Below are 14,562 nucleotides of genomic sequence, written 5' to 3'. Positions count from 1 at the left end.
TTGTCTACGGGCGTGGGGTCAGTCCAAAATGACTCAGAGGTGTCTGTTAAACCCGTGGCTATTCACAATGGCTGACTGATAAATTCCAGAATATAACTAGTGTGGGTACTACCTGGCACGCGACAAGAGACATTACACCCTACTCATTTAAAGTACCCGGTGGCTATGCCCCTTACTGAAAGCCTATCATTTTGTTGTTGGCTTTTACGATCACTTCCACATCGCCATCGCTGACGTTAATCAGATTGGTGGATTAGACGTGCAGAGTTGGCGCGGATTTCTCTGCCCCTATCAGCGGTCACGAAAATCGGAGTGGGGCAACTCCACCAAGGGAGAAAATCCTCCTCTATCCGCCATTATTCAAACGGTTAACTCAATTCCTCTCACGGCAGGTCTCACCGATGTTTTTGTCTTTGAATATCCTCACAAATACGTGTCGTATAAACAAAAAGCCCGCTTTATATGAAGCGGGCTTGCGGTGTATTGAGCAGAATTAGAACTGGTAGACTAAACCGAGGGCAACGATGTCATCGGTGGCGATGCCGTTACTTTCATAGAAGTTGTCGTCTTCGTCCAGCAGGTTGATTTTGTAATCAACATAGGTGGACATGTTTTTGTTGAAGTAGTAAGTCACGCCAACATCCACATATTTGACCAGATCTTTGTCGGTGTAACGTGGGGTGCCATTGCTATGGTGATCCCAGCCGCCTAAGTCAACACCTTTAGATTGCAGGAAGGAAACCGCAGGACGCAAACCAAAGTCGAACTGATACTGAGCGGTTACTTCAAAGTTCTGGGTTTTGTTGGCAATACCGCCTTCTAATCCATCTCCTTTACCATACGCAGTCATATTGCGAGTTTCAGCATACATGGCCGCCAGGTAAATGTTATTAGCGTCATATTTTGCACCGATGGTCCACGCATCAGCGGTTTCACCGCCAGCATAGCTATTGGCATGACTGCTGTCGCCACGGCCACGTGCAACCTGGTTGTCAGTACGATCGGAACTGGAATATGCAGCACCCAGGCTTAAACCGAAGTCGAAATCGTAAGAGGTGGACATACCGAAACCGTCGCCATTTTCACGCGCCAATTCACGGTTCTCACCATTGCCGGTACCTTCGCCGGAGCCCGCGCTTTCGTTGTTACCTTGATACTGCAGAGCAAAGTTCAGACCTTCTGCCTGACCAAAGAAACCTTTGTTACGGTAGGTCGCCACGCCGTTGGTGCGGCCGGTCATATATACGTCGGTCTGGGTGTAGGTATCGCCACCAAATTCTGGCAGCATATCGGTCCAGGCTTCTACGTCGTAGACCACGCCGTAATTACGACCGTAGTCGAAGGTACCGTTTTCACCAAAGCCTAAACCGGCAAATCCCAGACGGGTCCACGCGTTTGCGCCTTCACCTTCGGTGCTGTTGGCCTGAACGTTATATTCCCACTGGCCGTAACCCGTCAGCGTGTTATTGATCTGCGTTTCGCCTTTGAAGCCAACACGAACGTAAGTCTGGTCGCCATCACTGCCCGCATCATCAGAGAAATAATGCAAGCCATCGACTTTGCCGTACAGATCCAGTTTGTTGCCATCTTTATTATAGATTTCTGCCGCATTTGCTGCGCCTGCAGCTAATAATGCCGGGAGAAGAAGTGCCAGAGCTTTTCTTTTCATTATGTATTCCCTTATGATAATAATTGATGTGAATATGTAGTTCTATCCAAAAGACTACGTTTTGATACTATTCTATGAAGTTCATTTATTTTAAAATATAACATGTAACAAATCTATTTAAAAGATTTCAAAATATTTCTGTTTGGGTTTTTGTTATTTATTTAATATGTTTACGCATTTCACATTTATCATGTAAATGATTTATTTATCATTAGGTTATGAGTTTGATGTTGATTATATTGAATTTTGATTTTATATAAATTTAGTATGTTTATGTTGATTGTATTTATAATTTGTAGATTCTGGCCCTGGCCCATAATGATTAATCATTTGATGTTATAAAATAGATGGGTTAATTTATGCGGTGTATATATGGGCGTAGCGCTCGCGAGGAATAGCATGGATTTACAGTACTGGCAGTCGCAATTTGAGGCATGGTTACGTGAAAATCACCTCGGGCAGGATGCAGCCCATGACATCTTTCATTTTCGTCGTGTGTGGATGACGTCACAACAGCTGGGTGCTGATGCAACCATCGACTGGCTGGTGGTGCTGACAGCCTGCTATTTTCATGACCTTATCAGCTTGCCGAAAAACCATCCTGACCGACATCGCTCGTCGGTACTGGCGGCGCAGGAAACCTGCCGCGTATTGACGCAGTTTTTCCCCACATTTCCAGAAGAACGGCTGCCGGCGGTAAGTCATGCCATTGAAGCACACAGTTTTAGCGCAAAAATTTCGCCAACCACGATCGAGGCCAAAATTGTTCAGGATGCTGACAGACTTGAGGCGTTGGGGGCCATTGGCTTAGCCCGCGTATTTGCGGTTTCTGGTGCACTGGGGGTGGCCCTGTTTGATGCGGAAGACCCTTTTGCACAACGGCGCGAGCTCAACGACAAGCAATATGCACTCGATCATTTCCAGACCAAATTATTGCAACTGCCGCTGACGATGCAAACGGCGCAGGGACGGTATTTAGCGCAACATAACGCTGATTTTTTGCTGACCTATATGGCGAAATTAAGCGCCGAGTTAAAAGGGGAGTATGAGGCGCTGGATCTCACCGCGATTCAGCCCTTTAAGGCGCATCGGTAGCCTGCACAGCTGAAACGTAAACACCTCTGTTTTATGTTAACCTGTCGCTAATCCATTTTGGCCGGTTAAATGTATGCAGGAAAATTTTTCAGTAACAGGCACCATAAACCTGATGACAGAGGATACCGGGATCGCCGTGCAGGTGATGTTGGCTAAGCTGCTTGAGATTTACGACGTGAAAACGCTGGTGGCTCACCTTAATGGCGTCGGTGAGCATCACTGGAGTCCGGCCATCTTTAAACGTGTGGTTGCGAACGAGACATGGCACCGCCTGAGCGATCGTGAATATTCCCACCTGAAGACCTTGCTACCGACGCCGCCGGTGCATCATCCGCAGTATGCTTTTCGTTTTATCGATCTTTTCGCCGGAATTGGCGGTATTCGCCGCGGCTTCGAAGCGATCGGTGGACAGTGCGTGTTTACCAGCGAGTGGAACAAGCATGCGGTGCGTACTTACAAAGCGAATTACTATTGCGATCCTGACCAGCACCATTTTAATGAAGATATTCGCGATATTACGTTAAGCCATCGTGCCGGGGTGAGCGATGAGGAGGCGGCTGAACATATCCGCCAGCATGTCCCTCAGCATGATGTGCTGCTGGCCGGCTTTCCCTGCCAGCCGTTTTCGCTGGCAGGCGTCTCCAAGAAAAATGCCTTAGGTCGTGCGCACGGTTTTGCCTGTGATACGCAAGGTACGCTATTTTTCGACGTGGTCAGAATCATTGATGCCCGCCGTCCGGCAATCTTTGTGCTGGAAAACGTCAAAAACCTGAAGAGCCATGACCAGGGGAAAACGTTTCGCATCATTATGCAAACGCTGGATGAGTTAGGGTATGACGTGGCGGATGCGGCGGAAAACGGGCCGGACGATCCTAAAATTATCGATGGAAAACACTTTTTACCGCAGCATCGCGAACGTATTGTCCTCGTGGGCTTTCGCCGCGATCTGAATCTGAAAAATGACTTTACGCTACGGGATATTGTCACCCGCTACCCGCAACGACGTATTACGCTGGCCGAGCTGCTTGAACCGACCGTTGACGTGAAATACATCCTGACGCCGGTGTTGTGGAAATATTTATATCGCTACGCGAAAAAGCATCAGGCGCGGGGGAACGGCTTTGGCTACGGCATGGTATATCCTGGCAATCCGCACAGCGTAACGCGCACGTTATCTGCGCGCTATTACAAAGACGGGGCAGAAATATTAATCGACCGTGGCTGGGATATGGCGCTGGGTGAACAGGATTTTGACGATCCGCACAACCAGTTGCACCGACCGCGCAGACTTACGCCCCGAGAGTGCGCGCGCCTGATGGGATTTGAGTCGCCTCAGGGTTATCAGTTCCGTATTCCGGTGTCGGATACCCAGGCCTATCGCCAGTTCGGCAATTCGGTGGTAGTCCCGGCATTTGCGGCGGTGGCCCGACTGCTGGAGCCAAAAATCAAACAGGCCGTCGCGCTGCGTGAGAAAGAGAGTCTGCATGGCAGACGTTCACGATAAGGCCACGCGCAGTAAAAATATGCGGGCAATTGCGACCCGCGATACGGCGATTGAGAAACGTCTGGCCAGCGTATTGACGGAGCAGGGGGTAACGTTTCGCGTGCAGGATGCGGCGCTACCAGGCCGCCCTGATTTTGTGGTGGATGACTATCAGTGTGTTATTTTTACTCATGGTTGTTTCTGGCATCACCACGAGTGTTATTTATTTAAAACCCCCGCGACGCGCACGCAATTCTGGCTGGCTAAAATAGGCAAAAACGTCGAACGCGATGCGCGGGATCGCGAGAGACTGCAGGCACTTGGCTGGCGGGTACTCATTATCTGGGAGTGCGCCATACGAGGGCGAAAAAAACTCAGCGATGAGGCGTTGTCCGAGCGCGTGGTCGAGTGGATCTGCAGCGGTGGCGCTACCGCGCAGATCGACACCCAGGGTATTCATTTACTGTAACGACTTTTCCGACGGGGCGGCGACCGCGTCTGCTTTGACCGGGAACAGGTATTTACCCAGCGTCACTAGCACCACGGCAAAAACAATCACTCCGAGTGCCAGCCACTCGATGAACGCCAGGCTTTCACCTCCCAGACCGGTACCTAATAAGACGGCAACAACCGGGTTGACGTAGGCATAGCTGGTTGCCAGCGCCGGACTCACGTTACGGATCAGGTACATATATGCGTTGATGGCGATAATGGAGCCGAACAGCGCCAGGTAAGCGACCGCCATAAACCCAGAAAAAGATGGCATTGTAGTCAGCTTTTCTCCGGAGATAAGTGAGGCCCCCATCAGCACGATACCGGCGGCGAGCATTTCAATTGCACCGGCCATCATACCCACGGGTAAGGTAATGCGGGAACCGTACACGGAACCGAATGCCCAGCTCATTGAGCCAATCAGGATCAACACTGCACCCCAGGGGTTGCCACTCAAATTCCCGCCGCTGTTAAGCATAATGATCCCGGCCAGTCCGATAGCGATGCCCATCCACTCCAGCTTGCGGGTTTTAATGCCAAAGAAATAGCTGAAGCACAGCGTAAACAGTGGGACGGTGGCGACCACCACGGCAGCGATGCCGGAAGGGACGTTCTGGTGTTCGGCGACGGTGACCAACCCATTTCCCACTGCCAGCAGCAGAATACCGATCAGTGCGGCATTGAGCAGCGGGCGTAATGGCGGCAGTTTGTGGCCGCGCAGAAGTAAAAATGCGGTTAACAAAATCCCCGCAGACAGAAAACGCACGCCGGCCATCATGAGCGGCGGCCAACTCTCAACGCCAATACGGATAACGAAGTAGGTGGAACCCCAAATAATGTACAGCGCGAACAGCGCGCTGAAAAGCGGTAACAATTGCCTGAAACGCATAATCCCTCACGGTGGAAATAAAAAGGCGCAACATAGTAAACGTCAAAACTATCGTGCTGGCGAGATTTATAATTGCCCGTTGTTGTTAAAAATTTGTTGACCATAAAGGTGAGTTTCAGCATCACGTTTTTTACTTCATACTAATGACGTAAAAAAATAATATTGAGGGTGAAAATTTTGGCAGGAAGTAGCTTACTGACCTTACTCGATGACATCGCCACGCTGCTTGACGATGTCTCCATGATGGGAAAATTGGCCGCAAAAAAAACCGCGGGCGTTCTGGGAGATGACCTGTCGCTTAACGCGCAGCAGGTATCGGGCGTACGGGCAAACCGTGAACTTCCGGTCGTCTGGAGCGTGGCAAAAGGATCTTTCGTCAACAAAGTTATTCTTGTGCCGTTGGCGTTACTGATCAGTGCCTTTATTCCCTGGGCGATTACCCCGTTATTAATGATTGGTGGGGCGTTCCTCTGTTTTGAAGGCGTGGAAAAAGTCCTGCATACGCTGCAGGCGCGCAAACATCAGGAAACGCCGGAAGAACGCCAGCAGCGTCTGGCAGAGCTGGCGGCGCAGGACCCACTGACCTTTGAGAAAGATAAAATCAAAGGGGCCGTACGTACCGATTTTATTTTATCTGCGGAGATTGTGGCGATTACGCTGGGAATTGTGGCCGATGCGCCGTTGCTCAATCAGGTTCTGGTGCTGTCAGGGATCGCTTTAGCGGTCACCGTTGGCGTATACGGCCTGGTTGGCATTATCGTCAAGCTGGACGACATCGGCTTCTGGCTGGCTGAAAAGCGCAGCGCGGTCGCTCAGGCGCTGGGTAAAGGCTTGCTGGTGGTGGCGCCCTGGCTGATGAAAACGCTGTCGGTGGTGGGAACTCTGGCGATGTTTTTGGTAGGAGGTGGCATTGTCGTCCACGGGATCGCACCGTTGCATCATGCGATCGAGCAGTTCACCCAGCAACAGAATCCATTCATTTCAATGATGATTCCGACCCTGTTAAACCTTGTATTGGGCTTTATCATTGGTGGCATTGTGGTACTGCTGGTGAAAATGGTCGCAAAACTGCGCGGTGTTTCACACTAATTTTTGTTTACCTGATTATGCAAAAAGGCTGCTTGTCGTCTAAGGTGAAAAGGTTTCTCTTGATACAGGAGGCAGGTATGGTCTTTTCTGTCAGTGAGGAAGTCACCGTGAAACAGGGTGGCCCACGCATGATTGTCACCGGATACGCTAGCGGCATGGTCGAGTGTCGCTGGTACGATGGCTTTGGCGTCAAACGGGAAGCATTCCGTGAAGATGAACTGACGTCCGGTAAAGGGCAACAACGGCAGGATGCCTGAACATTACGTTCAGGCGTAAGTGAGTGATCTCTCAACCATTAGTTATATTTATCATTTTGGTGAGAATTATTTACTTGTCAGGCAAAAAAATTGTAGATAAGGTTGGCCTCACATCAGATTTCCTGGTGTAACGAATTTTCAAGTGCTTCTTGCATAAGCAAGCTTGATCCCGACCCACTGAGGGCCGGGATTTTTTTCGCCTGAAGTCAGCGATTGATTTCCGTCACGCTAAAATCGTGGATATCCAACTCAAACGCTTCGGCTAACTCATGCCATGTATGGTAATCACGACCGTCAACACTGACGCGATCCGGGTCATCGCGGCTGCGATGAATCTCGCTCTCGCAGATTTCGTTGATTGCCTCCAGCAGCGCGTCTACATCAACGCTGACCTCACGTTTGGCCGTCTCGCTGTACTCTTTCGCGGTTTTCATTCACCTACCTCTCAACCGTTACGGATACCGGGTGTATGCAGCAAAATCGCTAACGCACACTTTCTAAGTATAGACCGTCGAGAAAACCCGCAATCGCGCACGCCAGGCGCTGCCAGAAAATAGAAATTGTTCTACACTGGCACAAAGCCACAGGAGGAAAATGATGAAGGTGAATGATCGGGTTACAGTCAAAACGGACGGCGGTCCTCGTCGGCCTGGTCGGGTACTGGCAATCGAGGAGTTTAGTGAAGGCACCATGTACCTGGTTTCGCTGGAAGACTACCCGCTCGGTATCTGGTTCTTTAACGAGTCAGGTCATCAGGATGGTATTTTTGTGGAGAAGGTAGACTAATCATACCGCTTTTGTCTTGATGCTGACTGGTGACATTCCCACCAGTCAGCACATACTAGCGCATATTCACAAAGATACCGTTGGTGACGTTATCGGTGAGTCGAACGACGTGATAGATCACCTGTTTATTATGCGTTTTGATCTTTCGTTTTATATTCCCCTTATGAGATGAGACGGTTTTTGCTTTGATATTCATTTGATCGGAAATCTGAAGGGTTCCCTGACCCTCCATCCACATGCGTAACATGCTGGACTCGGTGCGGCTTAATGACAGTGTCGGCAGATTGACATCGACAACAATATCCGCATCCTTTTTAAGAATATCTCCAAGCAATTCGTCCAGTGAATCCGGTTTAATCGACTTTGAGCTGATTAATAAATTTTTTCTGACCAGGAGATATTCATCAAAATGGACGTTGGCAATAGCCATAAATACGATAAATAATGTACTGGGATGCTGATTAATGATCTGCTTTATTTGCTGACTGTTAGCCGGATCGTGGATGAAACAGTCTTCATTAATAAACACCACAGCAGGTTGATGTGCGTCACAGGCGATACTGAGTTCGTCAACGGTTGAAATACCGTTGATTTCCTTTTTTTTCACCCCCCGGCTTACCAGATACCCGGTCAACCCTAACCGGGTGTAACTGCATAAATCCATAATAATCGTTGACATGGCTTACCCTCACTCAATGCGTAACGATAATTCCCCTTACCTGATTATTTCTGCACAACTAAACGGAATAATAACAACCCAAGATGACGTTTTTACTGCTTGTTTTCAGGCGGATTTACTATCCCGTAAAGTTGCGTATAATTTGCCAGGAAACTTCTTAAAGTAAAGTAAATGTTGCGTTCTGTGAGTAAGGCAAAAACAAATAAGCCGCGGCAGCGTTATCCTGGTAGATGTGGTCTATTTTTTAATTTCGGACAATCCTTAGTAAAACAGGATAAATACTATGGGTTATTATTTGTGGGCATTTCACTGATGATATCGGCAAGTAAATTAAAAATTTCGCTGAATAATCGTTCGCAGAATGGGGCAATTAATGGCATTAATGCGGCCATTAAAGAAATACCTACCGTCAGGGTCAGCGGAAAACCAATCACAAATACGGAGAGTTGGGGAGCCATACGATTTAACAACCCGAGTGCGAGGTTGAGGGTGAGCAGCAACGTCATCACCGGCAGTGCCAGCATCAATCCGTTGAGGAATATTAAGCTGCCCGCGCGGGCAAGGGCGAGGAAGGCATTGCTGTTTACTGAGTGACCGCCAATCGGCAGGGTATGAAACGTATCCACCAGCAGTGAGATCAACCATAAGTGACCGTTAAAGGTCAAAAACAGCAGCATGGCGAGTAAATCCATCAGTCGCGCCAGCACCGGCATGTTCAGGCGGCTGCCGGGGTCAAAAAATGTGGCGAAAGAAAGCCCCATTTGCAGGCCAATTAACTCACCGGCCGTACGTACCGCAGCAAACGCAAACTGCATGGTGAAGCCTAACGCGATGCCGATCAGGATTTGCTGCATCGCCTGCCATAATGCCTCGATGGAGAAAATCGGCACGTCATTGGCGGGCAGGGACGGGGCGATAACCACCGTGATCATCAGGCCCAGACCCAGCTTTACCCGCTTAGGTATCGCACGCTCACTGAGGATGGGTGCCGTTGAAATGAGTGCCAGCACGCGCAGCAGCGGCCAAAAATACAGGTTTAGCCAGTATAACCATTGATCGCTCGTCACCTGCAGCATGGTGGCGTCTACCCGATGATGTAAGGGATATTGCTGAACAGGGTGCGTACATAGTCCAGCAACAGGTTAAGCATCCACGGTCCGGCCACAATAATGGCGATAAAGACCGCGACAATTTTTGGAATGAACGACAGCGTCATTTCGTTAATTTGGGTTGCCGCCTGCAGGATGCTAATAATCAGCCCCGTTACCAGAGCAATCATTAACAACGGCGCGGCGAGGGCAAGGGCGACTTTCATCGCCTCAGTGCCCATCATCATGACCGATTCAGGTGTCATTTCGCGCCTCTAACTGTAAAAACTTTGCGCCAGCGAACCGACAAGCAGTTGCCAGCCGTCAACCAGCACAAACAGCATCAGCTTAAACGGTAGCGCGATGGTGGCGGGCGGTACCATCATCATCCCGAGTGCCATCAATACGCTGGCGATCACCAGGTCGATTATCAGGAAAGGAATGAAAATCGTAAAACCTATCTGGAAGGCGGTTTTCAGTTCGCTGGTGACATAGGCAGGCAGCAGGATTCGCATCGGCACGGCTTCCGGTCCCTGCAATGGTCCGCTGTTTGCCAGACGCGCAAAAAGCGCCAGATCGGCTTCGCGGGTCTGGCGCAACATAAACTCACGCAGCGGCTGTGCGCCTTTCTCTATCGCTTCCTGCATGGAGATCTTCTCTTCGCTGAACGGCTGATATGCATCAACGTAGATTTTGTCGATCACCGGGGACATGATGAAAAACGTCAAAAATAGCGCCAGTCCAAGTAACACCTGGTTTGGCGGAGCGGACGGGGTTCCCAGCGCATTACGTAACAGACCGAAAACGATGATGATGCGGGTGAAGCTGGTCATCATCAGCAAAATAGCGGGCAGGAACGTCAGAGAGGTGATAAACACCAGCGTCTGCACCGGTAGCGTCCAGCTTTGCCCGCCGCCGGGCAGCGGCTGGCTAACCAGACCGGGAAGCTGGGCCACGGCTACTGGGCTGAACAGCCACAAACCGAGCAGCGTGAGGGATAACAAACGGCGCATCAGGATCTCCCAGGACGCTTAAGTAAACTCTTCATCATGGACTGGAAATCAGCCGGGGGAGCTGGATTCTCGTCGGCCACCACGGGCGCAGGGGGCAGGGTATGCAGCACGTTAATCTGCGATGCGGTCACACCCAGCACCAGACGTGCGTCCTCAACCTCAACAATCACCACCCGTTCGCGCGGGCCCAATGAGGTACTGGCTGTAACGTTCAACCCTCGTGTACTGCCCCCTTTGGATGCAAAGCCCAAACGCTTAATGACCCAGGCCGCGGCGAGGATCAACAGGATGATGCCCAGCAGAGCACCGCTGACCTGCACCAGCGGTGAGCCGGGAACGCTGGTGGGCTGAGAGACGGTAGCCTGGGTGTTCATCATTAACGGCTCAGGCGGCGCATACGTTCAGACGGCGTAATAATGTCAGTGATACGCACGCCGTATTTATCTGCGACGACAACCACTTCGCCCTGAGCAATCAGGTAACCGTTGATCAGAATATCCAGCGGCTCGCCCGCCAGACCGTCAAGTGCGACGACGGAGCCTTGCGTCAGGCGCAGCAGCTCTTTGATGGTCATGCGAGTGCGGCCCAGTTCGACGGTCAGCTTGACCGGAATGTCCATGATCAGGTCGATGTCCTGCAGTGTACCGCTGACGTCCCCGCCGCCTAACTGCTGGAATACCGCATCTACCGAACTTTTAGCCGTGGTCGTTGTTTGCTCGTTTAACGCGTCAGCCCACAGATCGTCCAATGCACCAGTGTTCTCATCGGACGGATTATTCATGTCACTCATTTGGGCTGTTCCTCATTCAGCGAATTCAAAATCGGGTTGATCAAATGTTCTACGCGTAACGCATACTGACCGTTTACGGTGCCATATTGGCTGGTCAGCACAGGTACGCCGTCCACATGAGCAATAATGCGGTCGGGTTTTTCAATCGGCAGCACATCGCCGGGTTTGAGCTTTAAAATCTGCGACAGACGCAGCGGAATGTCGGCAAAGTTCGCCACCAGCTCCAGCTCTGAATGCTGAACCTGACGCACCAGGTTATTACGCCAGTTCTGATCCTCATTGCGCGAGTTTTCCAGCGGCGGGTTAACCAGCAGCTCGCGCAACGGTTCAATCATGCTGAAGGGCAGACAGATGTTAAATTCACCGGTCAGGTTACCAATCTCAACGTGGAACGGGGTGTTGACCACGATGTCGTTTGGTGAGGTGGTGATATTGGTAAATTTCACCTGCATTTCCGAGCGCACGTACTCCACTTCCAGCGGATGGATCGCTTTCCAGGCGTCGCTGTAGCTTTCCAGCGCCAGCTTCAGCATGCGGTTGATCACGCGCTGCTCGGTATGCGTAAATTCGCGACCTTCCACCTTCGTCGGGAAGCGTCCATCACCGCCAAACAGGTTATCGACGGCGATAAACACCAGACTCGGCGAGAACACCACCAGACCCGTCCCGCGGAGCGGTTTCAGGTGGATCAAGTTCAGGTTGGTCGGCACCGGTAAGTTACGCGCAAACTCGTGATACGGCTGGATGCGGATCGCACCCACGGTAATATCCGGGCTACGGCGCAACAGGTTAAATAATCCCATCCGGAACTGGCGCGCGAAGCGTTCGTTGATGATCTCCAGCGCCTGCAAACGCTCGCGAACGACGCGGCGTTGGGTGTTGGGATCGTACGGACGAATATTGCTTTCGTTTGCAATACCGGAAATAGGTTCGTCTTTGGTGTCGCTATCGCCGTTAAGCAATGCGTCAATTTCAGCCTGAGAAAGAATACTGTCGCCCATGTCTTTACCGCAGAATAAAAGCTGTATAAAGAACGTCGGTGACAACCTGTTTCGGCTGCCCGACAACGAGCGGAGTCGCGAGCGTCTCTTTGATGGCGGCGATCAACTGCTGCTTACCTTGTTCGGTGGCGAGCGTGGCGGCATTCTGCCGTGAGAACAGTAGCAGCAAACGGCTGCGCACTTCCGGCAGATATTCGCTCAGGCGCGCGCGCGTCGCTTCGTCCTTCATACGCAGCGTGACCCCGATATACAGCACGCGATCCGCATCACCCAGATTGACGGTAAATGTATCCAGCGCAAAAAACACCGGGGCTGGCGGTGGGGCCGGTTCCGCGCTAACGCTGGCGGACGGCTGCTGATGCATACGCCAGTAGCTATATCCCGCAGTTGCGCAGGCGGCGAGGGTAATTAACACCAGCAGAGGGATCCAAATAGCGCGTTTACTCTTTTTGTTAATCGCGGAGTCAGTCATCAGATACGGGCTTCCTGTTTCGGTACAGCTTATGGGCTGATTATCCCGTGTCCTGTCCCCGACAAAGCGTGGAAAAGACGCGGATAATCATGCTACCTCTGGCGTTAGGCGAAGATGTCTACTGCGCCGTTACCGCGTGCGGCGGCCTGCAGTGAGGCAGGCGCGGCCAGAGCGGTGTCATCTTCGCTGGCAAAAATGTCTTGTCCCTGAGTGCGCCCCGCCTGTTGCTGCTGAGCAGAAGACTGCTGCTGGCCAGCGAAGCTTTCGCTGCTGATGCTGCTTTGCCCCAACTGGATCCCGCTTTCTGCCAACTGAGTCCGCAGCATCGGCAATGCCGCTTCCAGCGCGGCGCGCACGTGGCTATGTGGTGACACCATTTGCAATTGCGCCTGGTTGTCATCCAGCTTGAGGGAGATTTGCACCTGGCCCAGGTCCTGTGGATGTAAGCGCAGTTCCGCGCTTTGTTGGCCCTGACGGGTGAACAGCGTGACGTGCTGGCTTAGTGATTGCTGCCATTCGTGGCTACCCAGCGGGGCACTCAGTACCGGTACGGCGGCAGGGAGCGGCTGGGCGTGCGTTTGTGCGCCAGCCGGTGGCGTAATTACCGCACCAACGCTTACCGGGGACGGGGTGCTCTCCATCTCCGCGCGGGCGGTTGCCGCCGCCGTCAGTGGGGTTAAGGTCGGATTGCGGGTCTGGTCGGTGTCAGCGGCGTGCATCGCGACATCGGCCTTGCCTTTTTTCACCTCACCAGACGTCAGTTCGACGCGGTTATCTGCCGTACTGCCGGACGTATTGCTGCGCAACAGCGTGGTCAGGGTGGCGTCTGCCGGGGCAGAAGCGGCTTCACCGACTGGCGTGGTGATGGGCTGGCCCGGCAGCATAGCAAACAGTGCGCTGAGGTTTGCCAGATCCTCATCGCTGAGCGTGGTGGTCTTTTCGTCCAACTGGGCTGATTTGCCTGTCGCCGTCAGGGCATTCACCTTCAGCGACGGCGTGAGTGCCGACAGCAATTGCCGGGCATCGGTCAGGTCGGTAAGCGTTACGTCCGTTTGCCCACCTTTTTGTGCCAGCAGATCCGTAAGCTTCACGGCCTGGCCGTTATCGCCCTGTGTTTGCAGCAACCCTTTTTGCAGTTTGCTGCCCGCAGCCTGAAGATCGGCCAGAGACAGCGGGGTATCTTTTCCCTGCGTGTTGTCCGCGCCTAACGCGCCAGCCAGTAGGGCTAAAAAATTTTCGGCTGAATCCACCGCCTTTCCTGACGGAAGCCCTGCGGCAACGTCGATGTCGGTAGTAATCAGTTGCGGTATCGTAATCATTCGGGTTTCCTCATAGCTGCGCGCTGAGCAAATTCATCCATTTTTTTCTGATCCAGGCGGTTTTCAGCCAGTAAGGCCGCCGTGGTTTGTCGGTCCTGTAGGGTTTTCCAGGCCTGCAGCCGTTGTTTTTTATCGCGCCAACTGCTCAGCGCCAGGTCAACTTTCTGTGTCCACTGATTCAGCTGTTGGCGATGTTGCTCGATCGCTTTTTCCAGCGTCTGAATAAATTGCTGGTAGTTGATCCAGCGGTTACTGGTGATCCCCTGACCCATATCGCTATTAAGATTGGTGCGATACTCGTGCTGGTAGTCGATCAGCATCTTTAACTGTTCTTCTGCCTGCTGACAGCCGCGCCGCATTTCGCCTAATAAGATAGCGGCGTCATCGACCTCTTTTTCAGCCAGATCTTTTAGTGTTGCCAGTGCACCATGTTGTGCCAT

19 protein-coding genes are annotated in these 14,562 nt (G+C 51.8%); 6 read left to right on the top strand and 13 right to left on the bottom strand.

Going from position 1 to position 14,562, the window contains the following annotated elements; genetic code table 11:
• Positions 1-493: 493 nt before the first annotated feature.
• Entirely contained in the window at positions 494-1,669 is a 1,176-nt protein-coding gene (gene ompC / locus FDW98_RS07550; protein WP_096757529.1) for a porin OmpC, read from the bottom strand.
• Positions 1,670-2,068: 399 nt separating this feature from the next.
• On the opposite strand from ompC, the gene FDW98_RS07545 reads away from it, so the two are divergent.
• From FDW98_RS07545 to FDW98_RS07535, 3 genes are all read left to right on the top strand, one after another.
• Positions 2,069-2,764 (top strand): phosphohydrolase, encoded by a 696-nt coding sequence (locus tag FDW98_RS07545; protein ID WP_096757528.1) that lies wholly within the window; start codon positions 2,069-2,071, stop codon positions 2,762-2,764.
• Positions 2,765-2,837: 73 nt separating this feature from the next.
• Complete coding sequence (locus tag FDW98_RS07540) at positions 2,838-4,268, top strand: DNA cytosine methyltransferase (RefSeq protein WP_096757527.1); 1,431 nt, start codon at positions 2,838-2,840, stop codon at positions 4,266-4,268.
• Positions 4,249-4,716, top strand: coding sequence for a very short patch repair endonuclease (locus tag FDW98_RS07535; protein WP_096757526.1), 468 nt, complete (start codon positions 4,249-4,251; stop codon positions 4,714-4,716). Before FDW98_RS07540 ends, FDW98_RS07535 begins: the two co-directional genes overlap by 20 nt.
• Here FDW98_RS07535 and yedA read toward each other — a convergent pair.
• On the bottom strand, positions 4,708-5,628 hold the full coding sequence (gene yedA / locus FDW98_RS07530) for a drug/metabolite exporter YedA (protein ID WP_096757525.1): 921 nt from the start codon (positions 5,626-5,628) through the stop codon (positions 4,708-4,710). The two genes, FDW98_RS07535 and yedA, sit on opposite strands and share 9 nt — an antisense overlap.
• A gap of 177 nt (positions 5,629-5,805) precedes the next feature.
• Between yedA and FDW98_RS07525 the strand changes: the two genes are divergently transcribed.
• Positions 5,806-6,717: a DUF808 domain-containing protein gene (locus FDW98_RS07525; RefSeq protein ID WP_096757524.1), complete on the top strand. Its 912-nt coding sequence runs from the start codon at positions 5,806-5,808 to the stop codon at positions 6,715-6,717.
• A gap of 77 nt (positions 6,718-6,794) precedes the next feature.
• On the top strand, positions 6,795-6,974 hold the full coding sequence (locus tag FDW98_RS07520) for a YodC family protein (protein WP_170973029.1): 180 nt from the start codon (positions 6,795-6,797) through the stop codon (positions 6,972-6,974).
• Positions 6,975-7,180: 206 nt separating this feature from the next.
• On the opposite strand, the gene yodD is transcribed toward FDW98_RS07520, so the two are convergent.
• A complete protein-coding gene (yodD, locus tag FDW98_RS07515; RefSeq protein ID WP_096757522.1) occupies positions 7,181-7,408 on the bottom strand; it encodes a YodD family peroxide/acid resistance protein in 228 nt (75 codons plus the stop codon).
• 163 nt (positions 7,409-7,571) lie between these two features.
• Between yodD and dsrB the strand changes: the two genes are divergently transcribed.
• Positions 7,572-7,760, top strand: coding sequence for a protein DsrB (gene dsrB / locus FDW98_RS07510; RefSeq protein WP_170974186.1), 189 nt, complete (start codon positions 7,572-7,574; stop codon positions 7,758-7,760).
• A gap of 55 nt (positions 7,761-7,815) precedes the next feature.
• Here the strand turns inward: dsrB and rcsA are convergent, their stop codons facing one another.
• From rcsA to fliJ, 10 genes are all read right to left on the bottom strand, one after another.
• Complete coding sequence (gene rcsA, locus FDW98_RS07505) at positions 7,816-8,439, bottom strand: transcriptional regulator RcsA (RefSeq protein ID WP_096757520.1); 624 nt, start codon at positions 8,437-8,439, stop codon at positions 7,816-7,818.
• A 281-nt stretch (positions 8,440-8,720) separates the two neighbouring features.
• A complete protein-coding gene (gene fliR, locus FDW98_RS07500) occupies positions 8,721-9,515 on the bottom strand; it encodes a flagellar biosynthetic protein FliR (RefSeq protein ID WP_096757519.1) in 795 nt (264 codons plus the stop codon).
• Between the two features lie 8 nt (positions 9,516-9,523).
• A complete protein-coding gene (gene fliQ, locus FDW98_RS07495) occupies positions 9,524-9,793 on the bottom strand; it encodes a flagellar biosynthesis protein FliQ (RefSeq protein ID WP_096757518.1) in 270 nt (89 codons plus the stop codon).
• 9 nt (positions 9,794-9,802) lie between these two features.
• Positions 9,803-10,540, bottom strand: coding sequence for a flagellar type III secretion system pore protein FliP (gene fliP / locus FDW98_RS07490; protein WP_096757517.1), 738 nt, complete (start codon positions 10,538-10,540; stop codon positions 9,803-9,805).
• Entirely contained in the window at positions 10,540-10,917 is a 378-nt protein-coding gene (fliO, locus tag FDW98_RS07485) for a flagellar biosynthetic protein FliO (protein WP_096757516.1), read from the bottom strand. The genes fliP and fliO overlap by 1 nt, the downstream gene beginning before the upstream one ends.
• Positions 10,917-11,330, bottom strand: a complete 414-nt coding sequence (gene fliN, locus FDW98_RS07480) for a flagellar motor switch protein FliN (RefSeq protein WP_096757515.1) — start codon at positions 11,328-11,330, stop codon at positions 10,917-10,919. The genes fliO and fliN overlap by 1 nt, the downstream gene beginning before the upstream one ends.
• Positions 11,327-12,331 carry a flagellar motor switch protein FliM gene (gene fliM, locus FDW98_RS07475; protein ID WP_096757514.1) on the bottom strand — a complete coding sequence of 335 codons (1,005 nt, stop codon included), beginning with the start codon at positions 12,329-12,331 and terminating at the stop codon, positions 11,327-11,329. The genes fliN and fliM overlap by 4 nt, the downstream gene beginning before the upstream one ends.
• Before the next feature lie 4 nt (positions 12,332-12,335).
• Positions 12,336-12,803: a flagellar basal body-associated protein FliL gene (gene fliL, locus FDW98_RS07470; RefSeq protein ID WP_096757513.1), complete on the bottom strand. Its 468-nt coding sequence runs from the start codon at positions 12,801-12,803 to the stop codon at positions 12,336-12,338.
• Between the two features lie 104 nt (positions 12,804-12,907).
• Positions 12,908-14,122 (bottom strand): flagellar hook length control protein FliK, encoded by a 1,215-nt coding sequence (fliK, locus tag FDW98_RS07465; protein ID WP_096757512.1) that lies wholly within the window; start codon positions 14,120-14,122, stop codon positions 12,908-12,910.
• Entirely contained in the window at positions 14,119-14,562 is a 444-nt protein-coding gene (fliJ, locus tag FDW98_RS07460; RefSeq protein WP_096757511.1) for a flagellar export protein FliJ, read from the bottom strand. Before fliJ ends, fliK begins: the two co-directional genes overlap by 4 nt.

The sequence above is a fragment of the Citrobacter sp. wls711 genome (genome assembly GCF_005281055.1).
Taxonomy (GTDB): Bacteria; Pseudomonadota; Gammaproteobacteria; order Enterobacterales; family Enterobacteriaceae; genus Citrobacter; species Citrobacter gillenii.
The sequence above is the reverse complement of the archived record's forward strand: the minus strand, read 5'-3'. Positions and strand labels throughout refer to the sequence as shown.

What these genes read in the sequence shown, in the direction of transcription:
- yedA (WP_096757525.1), bottom strand. Translation starts at nt 5,628, where the DNA reads ATGCGTTTCAGGCAATTGTTACCGCTTTTCAGCGCGCTGTTCGCGCTG.
- FDW98_RS07535 (WP_096757526.1), top strand. Translation starts at nt 4,249, where the DNA reads ATGGCAGACGTTCACGATAAGGCCACGCGCAGTAAAAATATGCGGGCA.
- FDW98_RS07540 (WP_096757527.1), top strand. Translation starts at nt 2,838, where the DNA reads ATGCAGGAAAATTTTTCAGTAACAGGCACCATAAACCTGATGACAGAG.
- FDW98_RS07545 (WP_096757528.1), top strand. Translation starts at nt 2,069, where the DNA reads ATGGATTTACAGTACTGGCAGTCGCAATTTGAGGCATGGTTACGTGAA.
- fliR (WP_096757519.1), bottom strand. Translation starts at nt 9,515, where the DNA reads ATGCTGCAGGTGACGAGCGATCAATGGTTATACTGGCTAAACCTGTAT.
- fliJ (WP_096757511.1), bottom strand. Translation starts at nt 14,562, where the DNA reads ATGGCACAACATGGTGCACTGGCAACACTAAAAGATCTGGCTGAAAAA.
- fliP (WP_096757517.1), bottom strand. Translation starts at nt 10,540, where the DNA reads ATGCGCCGTTTGTTATCCCTCACGCTGCTCGGTTTGTGGCTGTTCAGC.
- fliM (WP_096757514.1), bottom strand. Translation starts at nt 12,331, where the DNA reads ATGGGCGACAGTATTCTTTCTCAGGCTGAAATTGACGCATTGCTTAAC.
- fliL (WP_096757513.1), bottom strand. Translation starts at nt 12,803, where the DNA reads ATGACTGACTCCGCGATTAACAAAAAGAGTAAACGCGCTATTTGGATC.
- fliK (WP_096757512.1), bottom strand. Translation starts at nt 14,122, where the DNA reads ATGATTACGATACCGCAACTGATTACTACCGACATCGACGTTGCCGCA.
- ompC (WP_096757529.1), bottom strand. Translation starts at nt 1,669, where the DNA reads ATGAAAAGAAAAGCTCTGGCACTTCTTCTCCCGGCATTATTAGCTGCA.
- rcsA (WP_096757520.1), bottom strand. Translation starts at nt 8,439, where the DNA reads ATGTCAACGATTATTATGGATTTATGCAGTTACACCCGGTTAGGGTTG.
- dsrB (WP_170974186.1), top strand. Translation starts at nt 7,572, where the DNA reads ATGAAGGTGAATGATCGGGTTACAGTCAAAACGGACGGCGGTCCTCGT.
- yodD (WP_096757522.1), bottom strand. Translation starts at nt 7,408, where the DNA reads ATGAAAACCGCGAAAGAGTACAGCGAGACGGCCAAACGTGAGGTCAGC.
- fliO (WP_096757516.1), bottom strand. Translation starts at nt 10,917, where the DNA reads ATGATGAACACCCAGGCTACCGTCTCTCAGCCCACCAGCGTTCCCGGC.
- fliQ (WP_096757518.1), bottom strand. Translation starts at nt 9,793, where the DNA reads ATGACACCTGAATCGGTCATGATGATGGGCACTGAGGCGATGAAAGTC.
- fliN (WP_096757515.1), bottom strand. Translation starts at nt 11,330, where the DNA reads ATGAGTGACATGAATAATCCGTCCGATGAGAACACTGGTGCATTGGAC.
- FDW98_RS07520 (WP_170973029.1), top strand. Translation starts at nt 6,795, where the DNA reads ATGGTCTTTTCTGTCAGTGAGGAAGTCACCGTGAAACAGGGTGGCCCA.